The sequence below is a fragment of the Marinobacter sp. genome, from assembly GCF_033722195.1.
Classification (GTDB): Bacteria; Pseudomonadota; Gammaproteobacteria; order Pseudomonadales; family Oleiphilaceae; genus Marinobacter.
This window is the reverse complement of record NZ_JAWVZL010000024.1, coordinates 28,081-42,806: the sequence shown is the minus strand read 5'-3', so window position 1 is coordinate 42,806 and position 14,726 is coordinate 28,081. Positions and strand designations below refer to the sequence as shown.

Below are 14,726 nucleotides of genomic sequence, written 5' to 3'. Positions count from 1 at the left end.
GATGTGCCCTTTGAAGCGGCCTCCGACTACCTCTACGTGGCGGAGGGCGACTACGATGTCATCGTGATGGTCGCCGGCACCGGTACCGTGGCCATCGGACCGGCGACGGTGAGTCTCGCCAGCGGCTCCACCTATACCGTGGTGGCCCGGGAGAATGCCGAGGGCAGCGGTTTCGGCGTCCCCCTGCTGGACGATTTCATCATTAACTGACGGCGACAGCCGTTGGGCGGCGGTCTCACGGCCGCCGCCCGTTCCCGCCCCGATCCAGGCCACCAGACCCCGCATATCCCCTTCCTCCCGGCGGGCCACCGAAGCCCCCGGAGCTCCGCCCGCACCAATTCTGTCTCGACGGTTTCCGCGACACTGGCTATGGTTGGTGAACAATCGCCAAATTCATCGCAGGAACCCCGATGAGTCGTACCGATGCCCGACAGCAGGCCCTACGCCGGTCGCTGGTGGTGGTCATTGCCTACCTGGTGATCGGCGGTGGCTGGATAGCCGTCTCCGATGCCCTGCTGTTAACACTGGCAGAGGATCCGGTCGCAGTGTCCCGTGGCCAGACCCTCAAGGGCTGGGGCTTTGTCCTGGTCACCGGCCTGGTGCTGTTCGTCACCCTGTTCCAGCAGTTCCGCGCCGAAGCCCGCCAGCAGGAGCAAAAGGACCGCCAGCGTGCGGAAATCCGCGACCTCAGCCAGTTTCGCCAGAGCGTCATCGACAACGCCAATGTCTGGATCAACGTGCTGGACCCCCAGGGCCGGGTGGTGACCTGGAACAAGGCCGCCGAGCGCATCAGTGGCTACAGCCGCGATCAGGTGGTGGGGAGCGACCGGATCTGGCAGTGGCTTTACCCCGACCCGGACTACCGCGCCGAGGTCTGGGCCACCGCCAGCGAGGTGCTCTCGCACGGCCGCGAGGTGGAGGGCTTTGAAACCCGGATTACCACCCGCTCAGGCAGCGAACGTCTGATGGAATGGAGCTCACGACGTTTCTTCGACGATCGCGGCAATCTGATGGGCTCCATCGCCATCGGCTCCGACGTCACCGACCGGCGCCTGGCAGAGAAAATCCTGGCGCAGCGGGAACGCCAGCTGACCACCCTGATGGACAACCTTCCCGGCATGGCCTACCGCTGCCTTTACGACGAGTTCTGGACCATGAAATTTGTTTCAAGTGGCTGCCGGGAGCTCACCGGCTACCGCCCGGAGGAGCTGGTGGACAACAACGCGGTGGCCTTTGTCGAGCTGATCGACCAAGACTACGACGAAGCTATCCTGCAGGCGGTGGAGGAAGCCATCGCCGCGGCGGAGCCCTTCTCGGTGGAGTACCAGATCACCCGCAAGGACGGTGAGAAGATCTGGGTCTGGGAGCGGGGCCGCGGGGTCGAGGACGGCGCCAGCCTGATGCTGGAGGGCATTATCCTGGAAACCACCGATCGCAAGCGCATGGAGCAGGAGCTGTCCCGGCTGGCGACCCACGACACCCTGACCGGCCTCTATAACCGCCGCGAGATCAGCCGCATCCTTGATGAAGAAATCCAGCGCGCCGAGCGTTACGACCGCAGCCTGGCGGTGCTCTGGATCGACCTCGACCACTTCAAGCGGGTCAATGACCAGTACGGCCATGCCGCCGGTGACCGTGTCCTGCAGGCGCTCTGCGAGCGGCTCAGGGACAACATCCGCGCCGTCGATGCCATCGGCCGCTACGGCGGCGAGGAGTTCATGGTGCTGCTGCCGGAAATGGAGGAGGAAGAGGCCCGGGAAACCGCCGAGAGGCTGCGGGCGCTGGTGGCGGACAAACCCCTGGCGCTGGACCGGGAGCAGACCCTGGCGCTGACCATCAGCATCGGGGTGGCAGTCTACCCCGAGCACGGCCGCAGCCGGGACGAGCTCTGTGACGCCGCCGACAGGGCCATGTATCAGGCCAAGTCAGCGGGCCGCAATCAGGTCTGTCTGGCACGGGGCCAGTCCGCCGGCGAGAGCTGGTAGAAGCCGCTGAGGCAGCGGTACAGCGCCGGCTCCTGCTGACGCAGCTGCACCGGGGTGAGGAAGAAGGCTTCGGTCACCACCGCAAAGAGCTCGGCCGGGTCGGTGGCGCCGTAATCGTCGATGACACCGTCGCTGTCCCAGGGTTGCGCCTGCAGGCGCTCCCAGGCGTCGCTGAAGACCTGGTGCCAGTTGTCGGCGCTGATCCCCGAGGCCAGCGGCGGGGCTCCGTCGGCGGCACCGTCGAGCTGATCCAGCTGGTGGGCGAATTCATGCAGCATGACGTTGGTGGTGGTGTGGGGATCGGCCGCCTCCCAGGCCAGCTGGTCCCAGCCCAGGATGACCCGGCCGGCGTCCCAGGACTCCCCCAGCCGTTCCTGCTCCTCCACTCCGGCGATCTCGCCGTCCTGCCATTCCACCTCGGAGCGGTAGGCGCCGGGATAGACCAGTATGGAGGCCAGGCGCTGGTAGTAGTCCACCGAGAGACCGCTCACCAGCAGGGCCGCGTGACCGGCGATCAGCACCTTCATGGGCTCGGTCACCTCCTGGCCGGCGCAACCGTAAAAGTTGACTTCATCCAGGATCAGCAGGGTATTCTGATGCACCCGTTGGCGCAGCTCCCGCGGCAGCCGCCGGTAGATCGCCATGTCCCGGTACAGTTGCCGCTGCCATTGTGGCGGGAACGGCCGGCTCAGTACCCGGCGCCGGCGCAGCCGGCGATGCAGGAAGAGCCAGTAGAAGGCGAGCAGGACAATGGCGACCAGGGCGAGCCCGTAGCCAAACAGCATCGGCATTACCTCCGCGTGCGGACTGAGACGGATGACGCCCCCGCGGCTGGCCCTGGGCCAATGCTCCGCCGGAACGTCCAGGGCGATGATAGTGACTTTTGCTGTCAACAAGAACCAGACAAGGTGTACCCGATGAATCGATTTGCCCGCCGTGCCCTCCATACCTCTGCCATCCCCAACGACCTGGAGGCGGTGACCTTCCGGGACCGGGCCGGCGAGCGGCCGGAGGCTGCCGGTGTCAGCACCGCCAGCGTGGATGCCATCTGGCGCAGCGCCCAGGGTCTCTACCGCACTGGCACCCATCCGGGCATGCAGTTGTCGGTGCGCCACAGGGGCGAGCAGATCCTCCACCGGGCCATCGGCCACGCCAGCGGCAATGGCCCCCACGACTCGGCGGATACCCCGCGGGTCGCCATGACCACCGAGACCCCGGTGTGCTACTTCTCCGCCTCCAAAGCGGTGACCGCCCTGCTGATGCACATGCTGGTGGAACAGGGCCTGATCAGCCTGATGGATCCGGTGGCCTATTACTGCCCGGAATTCGCCCAGAGCGGCAAGCGCACCATCAATATCCACCAGATCCTGTCCCATCGTGGCGGCATACCCGCGATCCCCAAGGGCACCCCCATCGATGTACTCTGGGATCAGGACGAGATCTGGCGCCTGCTGTGCGAGGCCGAACCGGTGGAAGTGGACGGTACCAAGTTCGCCTACCATGCCATCACCGGCGGCTACGTGCTGCAGCGGGTGCTCGAGAAAGTTACCGGCGACACCATCGAGGCGTTCCTGGACCGTCACATCCGCAAGCCCATGGGCATGCGCTGGTTCACTTACGGCATCAGCCGCGACCGGGTCTCGGACCTGGCCACCAACTACGCCACCGGCCCGACACCCCGGTTTCCGGTGTCCTGGGTGATCAACCGCGCCCTGGGGGGTGACATCCACACCGTCGAGCAGGTCATCAACGACCCCCGCTTCCAGGAAGCGGTGATCCCGGCCGGCAACCTCTGCGGCACCGCCGAGGAAATGGGACGGTTCTACCAGATGATGCTCAACGGCGGGGTCTGGAACGGCCGGCGCATCTGTGAACCGCTGACCGTGCACCGGGCCATCCAGCAGTACGGCTCGCTGCAGATCGACCGCACCCTGATGATCCCGATGCGGTTCAGCGCCGGCCTGATGCTGGGGGGCAACCCGGTGGGTCTGTGGGGCCAGCACAGCCGTTACGCCTTCGGCCACATCGGCCTGATCAACAAGCTGTGCTGGGCGGACGCAGGGCGGGACATCTCGGTCAGCCTGCTCAACACCGGCCTGCCCATCGTGGGTCATCACCTCCCGGCACTGGCGAAGTTCGTCTACACCGTGTGCCGGGAATTCCCGCTGATTCCCGAGTCGGAGCGCCCGCTGGCCACCGCCTGAGACCGCAGAGCTCAGACGGTAGGCAGCTGCTGCTCCAGGATGCCGATCACCGACGACAGGATGTCGCGGAAATCGGTCAGGGTCTGGGTGCGCTGGATGACGTCCTCCCGCAGGTCGTCGAGCCGTTCCAGTTTCGGCACCACCCGGCGGATGCCCTCGGTGATCACCTCGTAGGGGTAGTGGTGGTCCTGGACGCTGAGTTTGTTCAGCTCCGCCACTTCCTGACTGAAGATGCTGATGATGTCGTAGATCATGTCCTTGTGGGCGATGCTGCCGGCCTCCCAGTAGGCATCGTCCAGCAGTTCCAGCAACGACAGGTATTCACGCAGGGTGTCGGCGACAGACGTCGGGGCCATGGCAGGGGCTGCTCCGCGGTGGGTTGGGGGGACGGCGGTGACAAATTTCCTGGAACTATAGCAGGGCTGTGAGCGTGTAGTAGGCGTTTACAGGGATTTTAATGATGTGAAACTCTGTTCATAATTATTGCGCTTGGTCGGACAGTCATGCAGACTGTTGTGAAAAAGTGCAAGTATAAGAACCCGTCTCGGCGATCAGGATTATCCCGGAACCACCTGCACAACTCAGCGGATGAGAGAATCTATGGATACCCCATGTCCCCCGGCGCCGGACACCGACCGGCCGGTCCACCTCGACCAGCACGACAGCGTGCGAACCCACGTATGCCAGCGCCTCAGCGACGAAGTCAGGCGGCTTGAAAACCGCATCGAGAGCCTGCGACGCACCGACGCCCCTCACGCAGCCATCATCATTGCCACCTACGAGCGCATGATCGAACGCAAACGCGGATTTATGGCCCGCTGGGGCCTGGCGGACCGGCGCAACTACTGACGCCCGGGCACGGGCTGGGTAGCAAAGCTGGTGGTGGCATCGGTCTTGTTGGCGCAATAGGCCGGATTGTCCCGGCTGTCGTCCGGGTCGGCGGTGCTGGCGTCGGGAATCTGCGCCGGCTCGTCCCTGGAGGTGAAGATCACCAGTGTGGCCATCGGGTAGTCCAGCTCCGCCCGGACGCAATCCGGGCTCTGGCCGTTTACCGTGATGGCGTCGGTTTCACTGATGAAGAGGGTATCGGTCAGCTCAGCAATGAAATCCTGTGACAGTGACATCCTGCCCAGGGTGCGGCCGGTGAAGGAGGCCTCCACCAGCTCCGGCGGGTTGTAGCCCAGGGTACCGAAGCTGGCGGAACCGAACTGGGTGCCCACCAGCAGGCTCTGCAGCTCCGGTACGCCCGCGCTGACCCCTTCCTCCGCGGCCCGGGCGATGTACTGGACGGTGCGGATGACCTTGTCCGAGCTGTTCTCCCCCGCTGGCGCGTAGACCCAGGCCAGAAGCGGATAGACCCATTCCCGTGCCGGCAGCGGCAGGCCCTGCTCGGTGGCTCCCTGGTCAATAAAGCGGATGCTGGCGTCATTGGAACGGCTGTTGAAGGTGCCGGCCACCCCCAGATCGATGCGCTCACTGATGTACTGGCGGGCATCCCGGAAGTTGGCCACTTCGCCGGCGGCGATCACCTGGGCCATGAGGTCGTAGGGGTTGCGCAGCCTGCTGTAGCCAAGGCCCTCGCTGGCCGGTTGCGAACCCATAAAGGCATCGACATGGTCCCGCAACGCCTGGGCCCAGGCGCTGGCGTCGGCATCATTGCCATCGGCGGGCTCGATACCCCGATAGAAGTCCCAGAACAGGCTTGCTTCCAGGTCCTGGCGCCGTTCGATGGTGAAGGTGGAGAACACCAGCTCCACATCGCTGGCCGGGTTCAGGGCGCTGTCGCCGGAATCGCCGGAGCCGCAGGCGCTGAGGGTCAGCAGGGTGACGCCCAGAAAGGCCAAAGTGTGACGCTGATTCATGTTGCTGTCCCCCGGGATGCGAAGCAAGGCGTTTGGCGCTAAAGTGAAGGGTCCGGGCAAGCGGACAACGGACAGGGCACTGCGAGTCCGTGACCATTGCGGCCGGATGGGGCACGACGATAACGGAAAACCCCGGGGCCTTCCCGCGTGGAGATCACATTTTGCAGCGACAGGTAACCTCAGCCGGCCTGGTCTGGCTGGTCATCCTGGCCCTCGGGCTCGCCTTGGGGCCGGCCGGTGCCGGTGCGGCCGCCAGCAATCGCTGCCAGGACCAGGCGGTGGTGATCAGCCAGCACCAGCAGGTCTACGATCTCGCTTCCTGCCTCTGGTACCTGGAGGATCCTGAGGGTGCGCTGAGCCTGGACGAGGTCCGCAACGAGTCCGCCCACCCCTTTACCCGCCACGAAGGCGGCATGCTCAATTTCGGCTACACCGATTCCGCCTACTGGGCCCGGTTCGACCTGCGCCTGGCGTCCGGCGAGGTCAACCGGGACTGGGTGCTGGAGCTGGCATTGCCGCTGGTGGACCAGGTGGACCTGTACCTGGCGCGGGACGGCGAGCTGGTGGAGCAGCGCAGTGCCGGCTACGAGGACGCCTGGTCCGAGCGGGACCTGGCACTGCCCAACCCCACCTTCAAGCTGGACCTGAGCGCCGACAGCGCCACCCGGGTCTACCTGCGGGTCAGTACCCTCAACACCTTCCGCCTGCCGCTGACACTGTGGCACCCGGACCGCTACATCGAGAAGGTGTCGGTGGAGGAAGCGGTGCGGGGCATCCTGCTGGGCAGCGTGCTGGCGATTCTGGCCTACAACCTGTTCGTGGCGGTGGCGGTGCGCGAGCGCAGCAACGTTTACTACGTGCTCTATCTGGTGTCCGCCACGGTGTTTATCTTTACCGAGCAGGTCCACGGTATCCAACTGCTGGACCAGCGCCCCGCCTTCCTGCACAAGGAGTACCTGCATTACCAGATCATGATGACCTGGTTCTGGGGCCTGCTGATGGCCCGGTCGCTGCTGGAGACCCGGGAGAAATCCCGGGACCTGGACCAGATCCTGCGCCTGTGCCTCTACTCGGTGGTGGCGAGTTTCGCCCTCGCCCTGTTCATGCCCTACCACATCGCCATGGAGTGGATCGTCATCGGTTCCATTGTGCTCTGCATCACCATGATCGTGGTGAGCTACCTGTCCTGGCGCTACTACAACCCCGCGGCCAAGGCCTACTTCTTCGCCTGGACGGCGGCACTGACCGGGTTCGGCGTCTACGCCTTCACCGTCATCGGCTACCTGCCGCTGAACACCTTCACCGCCTACTCGCCCCAGGTGGGCCTGAGCGCCCAGATCATCCTGTTCTCCTTCGCCCTGGCGGATCGCATCAAACAGGTGCAGGGGGAATCCCTGAACTGGAGCCAGCGGGCCCTGGCCAACTTGCGGCGCTACCAGTCGCTGTTCGACAATGCCGTCGAGGGCGTGTTCCAGATGTCGCTGGACCGGCGTTTCATGACCGCCAATCCCGCCATGGCGGAGCTGCTGGGCTACACCAGCAACCGTGAGCTGATCGAGAAGGACCCGGATGTGCTGGACACCTGTTTCGCCGAGGAGCGCATGCGGCGCTGGGTGGTGGAGCAACTGGAGCACAAGGGCACCCTCAAGGGCGTGGAGGCACGCTACTACACCCGCCAGGGCGAGGAACGCTGGGCCACCATCTCCCTCCACACCGTCTACGGCGCCGACGGCGAGCCCCTGCACCTGGAAGGCACCTGCATTGACGCCACCGAGCGCCACCAGCGCCAGCAGATCGAGAAAGAGCGCGAACACGAGCGCATGGAGAAGGACCTGGCCCGCAATTCCGCCCAGGCCAAGAGCCAGTTCCTGGCCAACATGAGCCACGAGATCCGCACTCCCCTGGCGGCCATCATCGGCTATGGCGAAAGCCTGCTGGACCGGGACCTGAGCCCGGAGGAGAAACGCGCCAGTGCCGAGACCGTGGTGCGCAGCGGCCGCCACCTGCTGGACCTGGTGAACGACATCCTCGACCACTCCAAGATCGACGCCAACAAGCTCGACGTGGACGTGGTGGCGGTCAACCTGCCTGAGCTGCTGGACGAGGTGCGGGCCTTCTTCGTCCCCAGGGCTCGGGAGAAGGGCGTGGATTTTGGCATCCTCTGCGAATACCCACTGCCGGAGCAGATCCAGACCGACCCCACCCGGTTCCGCCAGATCCTGATCAATCTGTGCGGAAATGCTCTCAAGTTCACCGAAAAAGGCTCGATCACCGTGAACATCCGTTGCGAACGCAAGACCGAACGACTGGTGGCACGGGTAGTGGATACGGGCATCGGCATGAAGCCGGAACAGCTGAACCGGTTGTTCGATCCCTTTGCCCAGGGCAGCGCCGCCATCGCCCGCCAGTACGGCGGCACCGGCCTGGGCCTGAGTATCTCGCGGCGGCTGGCGGAACTGCTGGGGGGCGCCATCTCGGTTCACAGCACTTACGGTGAGGGCAGCGAGTTCGAGGTCAGTATCGCCACCGGGCCCCTGGACGATGTGCACTTCCTGCGGGATGCCTCGGAGCTGAGCCAGCGCCGGCGCCAGCTGCCCATGGTGATGGCACCGCGGTTGCGGGGCCGCATCCTCTGTGCCGAGGACAACGACGTCAACCGGCATCTGGTGTCGCTGCTGGTGGCCCGCACCGGCGCCGAACTGGTCCATGTGGTTAACGGCGCCGAGGCCCTGGATGCCGTCACCCGGGAAGCCTTCGACCTGATCCTGATGGACATCCAGATGCCGGTGATGAACGGCCGCGACGCCACCGCGGCGCTGCGGGAGGCCGGCATCAATACGCCGGTGATCGCGCTGACCGCCAACGTCATGGCCGAGGATATCCGGGATTACCGGCTCGCCGGCTGCACCGAGCACCTGGCCAAGCCCATCGATCGCCAGCGCTTCTATGAGCTGCTGGCACGGTACCTGGAGGCGGACGGCGACAGTGACCGGGAACCGGCGCGGCATTACCAGGGCACGGTGCTGGTGGCTGAGGACAACGACGACAACCGCCGCCTGGTGGAGCGCATGCTGACCCGGCTGGGGCTGGCGGTGAAGGCAGTGACCGGCGGCGAGGACGCGGTCCGGCTGGCGCTGGCGGATACCGTGCAGCTGGTGCTGATGGACCGCCACATGCCGGGCATGGACGGCGTCGAGGCCACCCGGCTGCTGCGCCAGGCCGGTTTCCGGCGCCCCGTGATCGCCTTCACCGCGGGCGATCAGGTGGAGATCGATGAGCTGGTGGAAGCCGGCTGCGACGGGGTGCTGATCAAACCCATCGATCACGGCCACCTGACCGCGCTGCTGGATCGCACCCTGCTGGCGGATCCCGACGGTCAGCCCGACAATGACGAGCGGCAGGGTATCCGGCGCCTGGTGGCGCAGTTTCTCTCCGGGCTGCAGGCCCGCCGGCAGCGCATGGAGCAGGCCCTGGCGGCTGCTGACCAGGCCACCCTGGCCAGTGAGGTGCACCAGATCAAGGGCACCGCCGGTGCCATGGGCTACCCGCTGATGACCGAACAGGCCGGCCGCCTCCAGTTGCTCCTGAAAGCCGGCGAGCCGGACTGGAAGCGTATCGCCACCGAACTGGAACAGCTCCATCGCATGATCGGCCGAGCCCTGGCGACCCGCACCGACCAACCCACGGAATGACACAGGAAGCGCCTGATGAATGACACGGTTACCCGCAAAGAAAGCCAGTCCCTGAGCACCATGTACGGCACCTACGCCGACGTGCTGTTCGTGCTCTTCCCGTTTCTGGTGATCTTCATGCAGCGGCTCTGGGATGGCCAGCTGGCCCAGGTGCTGCTGCGACCGGATTTCAGCATTGCCGCCGCCATCCTGGCCGGGCTGGCCATCGGCAAGTTCGTACTGGGTCTGGTCAGCGAGCGGGACCTGGGCCGCTTCAAGGAGCGCATCGTATTCTTCATCGCGCTGACCCTGTTCGTGGTGCTGGGGCCGGCCATCATCCTGATGCTCAGCATTCTCGGGGAGCGGGAGGTGCCCGGTTTCGTGGCTTTCGTACAGCCGGTGTTACTGATTGTCGCGATTTCGCTCTACACGACCGCCATCAGTATCAGTAATATGTTGACTCGTAAGGACGATTCCGCCGACACCGGGTCGGATCAGGGCGCCTCTGTCCACCCTGCCGCCGAGGCCCGACACGCGCCCCTGGTGATTCCCCGCCGCTCCGGCGGCGAACAGGGCTGAGTGGCGTAACCGGGGGCGTTCATTCGGCGAGCAACGGAGACAAAGCATGGAAAATCTCAGAGTACTGGTGGTGGAGGATGAGCCCGTGATGCGCGAGCTGCTGCGGGACATGCTGCACCAGGCCGGTGCCACCCAGGTGACCGAGTGTGGCGACGGCGCCTGCGCACGCACCGAATACGCCGCCGAGCATTTTCACATCGTGATGCTGGATCTTGGTCTGCCGGACGCCGATGGCCATGAGCTGATGGCGCAGTTCAAGCGCGCCAATCCCCAGCAACACGTGGTGCTGGTGACCGCCGACGACTCCATCGACAGCATCCAGCGGGCCATCAGTGCCGGCGCCAATGGTTATGTGGTGAAACCCTATTCACTGGAGAAGATCCATGACGTAGTCAACAACTACGTCATGGTGCACGGTTCGGACGTGGAGATGATCCGGGGGCTGAACCGGCAGCACTGAAACCGGTTCAGGGTTGGCGCAGGTCTCAGGCGACCTGGCGCGCGATCCAGGAATTGTAGCGGGTGGCCAGGGCGCGAACGTAGCGCGCTTCGGCGCCATCCAGGTTGCTCAGCACACCCTTGAAGATCCAGCCCCGCTCGTAGAGGCCCAGCACCCTGGGCTCGTCGTCCAGATTGACCCGCTGATTGAGTTTCTTGCAGATGGCATCCAGCAGTGGCAGGCGGTCAGGCCGCTTGATGGGGGCGGTACGGGCGCTGGCGGGCTGCTTGGCCGCTTGTGGTCTGGGTGGTCTTTTGATCATGGCGTTCTCCTCGTGATACGGCGGCGTATAAACAAAAACCCCGGGCTCTGGAGCGCCGGGGTTCATGCGGAGAAGCTGACCCGGTCGCTCGAAGGCTCCCGGGTAACCGAAAGCCGCTAGCTGTTCATCACCAGCACAACAGAAGCCTGCGCTGTGGCGCGACTTGCGATGGTGTGACTCATTGATAGCTGCAAACTTACTGGCATCGATTTCAATTCCGGTTAGACAGTCCTGACTGGCTGACACCGTCAAAGCCTCCCACAGCGGCTATCTGGAGGCTTCGACTTCACTCTCAGTGTATCTTTTGCAGTCGGCTTTGCAAGTGTCCTGCCACGCAACACCTGCGGCTTTCACCTACTCGGCAAACACCTACAGACGGTCCCCGGGAGCGCCGGCATAATTTCGAGTGTCACGTGTTTTACGTTGTGCAATCCGCGATAGCCTGTGCGACAGGTGTCGATTGGATCTCTCCTTGTTTATGGCGCAGCCGATTTTGGCTGCGCTTTTTTTTGGCCGTTTTTTGGTGCGGATCAACAGGGAAGGCGGATCGGTGTGGCCGGGGTCGGGCTTATTCCAGTTCGGCGCCGGCTTCCGGCAGGGCGCGGACCTGGTCCCAGGTTTTCTGCAGGATCAGGGCGTCGTTGGCGGCCCGGTGGATCGGCAGACCCAGCTCGCCGATGACCCGGTGGCGGATCGCGGACCAGCGCTGGACCTGGCTGCTGGTGAGCAGCAGTGACACAGATTCCAGCTGGAAACTGGGCAGAATGGCGGCGGCCCGAAACAGCCGGTGGAGCCAGAAGCTGTCGAAGGTCCAGGCGTCACAGTAGACCTGGCCGCTGAGCAGTTCGTTCAGGGCGTGGGCCACGTCCTGTACTTCAATGCCTTCCCGCTCCAGCGTGGTCCGCGAGATGCCGTGGACCTGCTCCGCACTTTCCGACCAGTCCAGCCAGAGCACATGGGGCTTGATCAGCCAGCTGTGCAGGCTGCCGTCCGGCAGACAGACGCCGACCTCGATCGGATAGCTGGCCACCAGGTCCAGGCTGGATGCCTCAAAGTCCAGAAAAGCAGGGTTGCTCGGCACTGTCATTCCATCAGCGGTGTATTGTTCGGTCAGAACCAAAGTGTAACCGTCTCCCGGCGGGGACGCGAACCCATGGTCCTCCGGCACTGTTACAATACGTCCATCGAACCAGGAGACCTGCAATGTCCGAAACTGTCGTGGTTATCTATTCCGGAGGCATGGATTCCTTCACCCTGCTGCACCGGGCCCTGGCCCGTGGCCTGACGGTACATGCGCTGTCGTTCAACTACGGCCAGCGCCATGTCCGGGAACTGGATGCCGCCAGCGCGGTCTGCCGGCAGCTGGGGGTGCCGCACCAGGTCCTGGACATCACCGCCCTGGGTGCCGTGATGGCGGGCTCGGCCCTGACCGGTGCGGGCAGTGTGCCGGAAGGCCACTACCAGGAGGACAGCATGAAAGCCACGGTGGTGCCCAACCGCAACATGATTCTGCTGTCCCTGGCCACCGGTTACGCAGTGACGGTGGAGGCGGCGGCGGTCTGGTACGGTGCCCACGGCGGCGACCACGCCATCTACCCGGACTGCCGGCCGGAATTCGTCGAACGTATGGACGCGGTCTGCCGGGTGGCCAATTACCAGCCGGTCCGTATCGAGGCGCCCTACCTCAGGGCCGACAAGTCCGGGATCCTGGCGGAGGGGCTGGCCATGGGTCTGGACTACAGCCAGACCTGGACCTGCTACAATGGCCGCGAGCTGGCCTGCGGCCGCTGCGGTTCCTGCCAGGAGCGGCTGGAGGCCTTTGCCAGCCATGGCGTGGCCGATCCGCTACCCTACGAGTCCGGCGCCGTTGCCGGGGAGGGCCAGGCCTGATGTACCGGGTCAAGGAAGCGTTCTACACCCTCCAGGGCGAAGGCGCCCAGGCGGGTCGGGCGGCGGTCTTCTGCCGTTTCAGCAAATGCAACCTGTGGAATGGCCGGGAGGCGGACCGGATGGCGGCAGTGTGCAATTTCTGTGACACGGACTTTGTCGGCACCGACGGCCAGAACGGCGGGCGCTTCGAAACCGCCACCGGGCTGGCGGATCATATCGCGGCGCTATGGCCCGATGCCCCGGGCCGGCCCTACGTGGTGTGTACCGGGGGCGAGCCGCTGCTGCAGCTGGACGAGGCCCTGATCGAGGCCTTACACGATCGTGGTTTTGAGGTGGGCGTGGAAACCAACGGCACCCTGCCCGCACCCGCGGGCATCGACTGGCTGTGCGTCAGCCCCAAGGCCAACGCGCCGGTGGTGATCCGCCAGTGCGACGAGCTGAAGCTGGTGTATCCCCAGCCCCTGGCTCCGCCGGAGGCCTTCGAGAACATCCAGGCCCGGCATTTCTTCCTCTCGCCCATGGCCTCACCCTCCGAGCCCGCCAGCGGCGAGGATACGGTCAAGCAGAGCAATACCCGCCGGGCGACCGACTACTGCCTGGCCCATCCCCGCTGGCGGCTGACCCTGCAGATGCACAAGTTGCTGGGCATCGACTGACGCCCGGCTCCTCAGGCCCGCTGGCCGGCGACTGCGCCCCAGTTAGCGGGCGCGGTGGGGAAATCGGACTTGCCCTGGCAATGTTCGGCGCGAAACTGGCTCGGGCTGACACCGGTCCAGCGTTTGAATGCCCGCGTAAAGTTGGCGGCGTCGGCGTAGCCCAGGGCATCGGCGATCTGGCTCAGGTTCATGGCGGTACCTTCCAGCAGTTCCCCGGCCCGCTCCAGGCGCACGTCATCCACCAGAGTCTGGAAACTGCTGTTTTCCTCGTGCAGGCGACGCTTGAGGGTGCGCTCCGACACAAACAGGGTGCTGGCCACCCGCGCCAGTTTGGGCGGGAACGGGTGACTGGTTTCTATCACCCGGCGCACCCGGGTGCTGAAGCCGGCGTCCCGGGTCAGGGTGTGCAGGGCCTCCTCACACTGGGCGCGGGAGGCCGCCGCCAGCTGCTCATCGCTGAACCGAAGAGGCGAACTCAGGTGCTGGCAGGGAATCACGATGGCGTCTTCCGCCGCCTGGTACTGCACCGGTAAGGGAATACGATGCTTGAAGCGCTGGAAGTAAGCCGGCTCCGGGCCCCGCCTGCGAACATAGGCGCCCTCGATGGGCGCGCCGGTGAGCTGGGTACCGAGGGCGACGCAGCAGAATACCGTGGCATCCAGGGCAAACCCCTGCAGCGGTCCCAGGTCGGAGCTGCAGATCACCCGGAACACCGCCTGGCCGCCTTCCTGATGACGCTCCACCCGGAGATTGGGGGAGCGCAAGGTGAGATAGCGGGTCATCAGGTCCAGGGCCTCACCGAGTGTCCTGCTGCTCATCACGGCGGTGCCCAGGGCCCCGTGCAGGGGCAGCTTGAGTTCGCCCGCCAGCAGGATGCCCAGACCCGGCTCGCCGCTCTCGATGATAGCCCGGGTCATGAATTCGCTGGCCTGAGGCTGGCTGACGCGCAGCTCGGTGGAACGGAGGCGGCTGGGGTCCAGGCCGACCCGCATCAGCAGGGACTGTTCGTCGACGCCGGTACTGCGCAGCAGTTCCGCCAGCAGGTGCAAGTAAATCGAAGGCAAACCCAGGTCCCGGGATGCAGAGGCTCGCATGGTGTTTTCCCCACGGTTCTATTT

The 14,726-nt window shown here is 65.0% G+C and carries 15 protein-coding genes; 9 read left to right on the top strand and 6 right to left on the bottom strand.

The genetic code is table 11. The features are described from left to right. Both R3280_RS06865 and R3280_RS06860 read left to right on the top strand, forming a co-directional pair. Positions 1–210: DUF4397 domain-containing protein (locus R3280_RS06865; RefSeq protein ID WP_318997842.1), on the top strand; the 210-nt coding region annotated here is incomplete at its 5' end. A gap of 200 nt (positions 211–410) precedes the next feature. Then, a complete protein-coding gene (locus R3280_RS06860) occupies positions 411–1,985 on the top strand; it encodes a diguanylate cyclase (protein WP_318997841.1) in 1,575 nt (524 codons plus the stop codon). On the opposite strand, the gene R3280_RS06855 is transcribed toward R3280_RS06860, so the two are convergent. Beyond that, complete coding sequence (locus R3280_RS06855; RefSeq protein ID WP_318997840.1) at positions 1,940–2,770, bottom strand: zinc-dependent peptidase; 831 nt, start codon at positions 2,768–2,770, stop codon at positions 1,940–1,942. The two genes, R3280_RS06860 and R3280_RS06855, sit on opposite strands and share 46 nt — an antisense overlap. Positions 2,771–2,902: 132 nt before the next feature. Here R3280_RS06855 and R3280_RS06850 point away from each other — a divergent pair, with 132 nt between their 5' ends. Continuing rightward, positions 2,903–4,189 (top strand): serine hydrolase domain-containing protein, encoded by a 1,287-nt coding sequence (locus R3280_RS06850; RefSeq protein WP_318997839.1) that lies wholly within the window; start codon positions 2,903–2,905, stop codon positions 4,187–4,189. A gap of 11 nt (positions 4,190–4,200) precedes the next feature. On the opposite strand, the gene R3280_RS06845 is transcribed toward R3280_RS06850, so the two are convergent. Then, positions 4,201–4,545 (bottom strand): hypothetical protein, encoded by a 345-nt coding sequence (locus R3280_RS06845; protein ID WP_318997838.1) that lies wholly within the window; start codon positions 4,543–4,545, stop codon positions 4,201–4,203. A gap of 244 nt (positions 4,546–4,789) precedes the next feature. Here R3280_RS06845 and R3280_RS06840 point away from each other — a divergent pair, with 244 nt between their 5' ends. After that, on the top strand, positions 4,790–5,038 hold the full coding sequence (locus R3280_RS06840; protein ID WP_318997837.1) for a hypothetical protein: 249 nt from the start codon (positions 4,790–4,792) through the stop codon (positions 5,036–5,038). Here the strand turns inward: R3280_RS06840 and R3280_RS06835 are convergent. Continuing rightward, the gene (locus tag R3280_RS06835) at positions 5,032–6,051 is read right to left on the bottom strand and encodes a hypothetical protein (RefSeq protein ID WP_318997836.1); all 1,020 of its coding nucleotides are present in this window, start codon (positions 6,049–6,051) and stop codon (positions 5,032–5,034) included. The genes R3280_RS06840 and R3280_RS06835 overlap by 7 nt on opposite strands. 161 nt (positions 6,052–6,212) lie before the next feature. Between R3280_RS06835 and R3280_RS06830 the strand changes: the two genes are divergently transcribed. From R3280_RS06830 to R3280_RS06820, 3 genes are read left to right on the top strand one after another with little or no spacing between them, the layout of a single operon-like run. Beyond that, positions 6,213–9,743 carry a response regulator gene (locus tag R3280_RS06830; RefSeq protein ID WP_413468749.1) on the top strand — a complete coding sequence of 1,177 codons (3,531 nt, stop codon included), beginning with the start codon at positions 6,213–6,215 and terminating at the stop codon, positions 9,741–9,743. A gap of 15 nt (positions 9,744–9,758) precedes the next feature. Then, a complete protein-coding gene (locus R3280_RS06825) occupies positions 9,759–10,301 on the top strand; it encodes a hypothetical protein (protein WP_318997835.1) in 543 nt (180 codons plus the stop codon). Between the two features lie 46 nt (positions 10,302–10,347). Beyond that, positions 10,348–10,761: a response regulator gene (locus tag R3280_RS06820; RefSeq protein ID WP_318997834.1), complete on the top strand. Its 414-nt coding sequence runs from the start codon at positions 10,348–10,350 to the stop codon at positions 10,759–10,761. A gap of 25 nt (positions 10,762–10,786) precedes the next feature. Here the strand turns inward: R3280_RS06820 and R3280_RS06815 are convergent, their stop codons facing one another. Together R3280_RS06815 and R3280_RS06810 are read right to left on the bottom strand one after the other, a co-directional pair. Next, complete coding sequence (locus R3280_RS06815) at positions 10,787–11,062, bottom strand: hypothetical protein (protein WP_318997833.1); 276 nt, start codon at positions 11,060–11,062, stop codon at positions 10,787–10,789. Between the two features lie 568 nt (positions 11,063–11,630). Then, positions 11,631–12,149 carry a hypothetical protein gene (locus R3280_RS06810; RefSeq protein WP_318997832.1) on the bottom strand — a complete coding sequence of 173 codons (519 nt, stop codon included), beginning with the start codon at positions 12,147–12,149 and terminating at the stop codon, positions 11,631–11,633. 116 nt (positions 12,150–12,265) lie between these two features. Here R3280_RS06810 and queC point away from each other — a divergent pair, with 116 nt between their 5' ends. Both queC and queE read left to right on the top strand, forming a co-directional pair. After that, complete coding sequence (gene queC, locus R3280_RS06805) at positions 12,266–12,952, top strand: 7-cyano-7-deazaguanine synthase QueC (protein WP_318997831.1); 687 nt, start codon at positions 12,266–12,268, stop codon at positions 12,950–12,952. Next, on the top strand, positions 12,952–13,608 hold the full coding sequence (gene queE, locus R3280_RS06800) for a 7-carboxy-7-deazaguanine synthase (protein WP_318997830.1): 657 nt from the start codon (positions 12,952–12,954) through the stop codon (positions 13,606–13,608). The genes queC and queE overlap by 1 nt, the downstream gene beginning before the upstream one ends. Positions 13,609–13,619: 11 nt before the next feature. On the opposite strand, the gene R3280_RS06795 is transcribed toward queE, so the two are convergent. Beyond that, the gene (locus R3280_RS06795; protein WP_318997829.1) at positions 13,620–14,702 is read right to left on the bottom strand and encodes an AraC family transcriptional regulator; all 1,083 of its coding nucleotides are present in this window, start codon (positions 14,700–14,702) and stop codon (positions 13,620–13,622) included. Positions 14,703–14,726 lie beyond the last annotated feature (24 nt).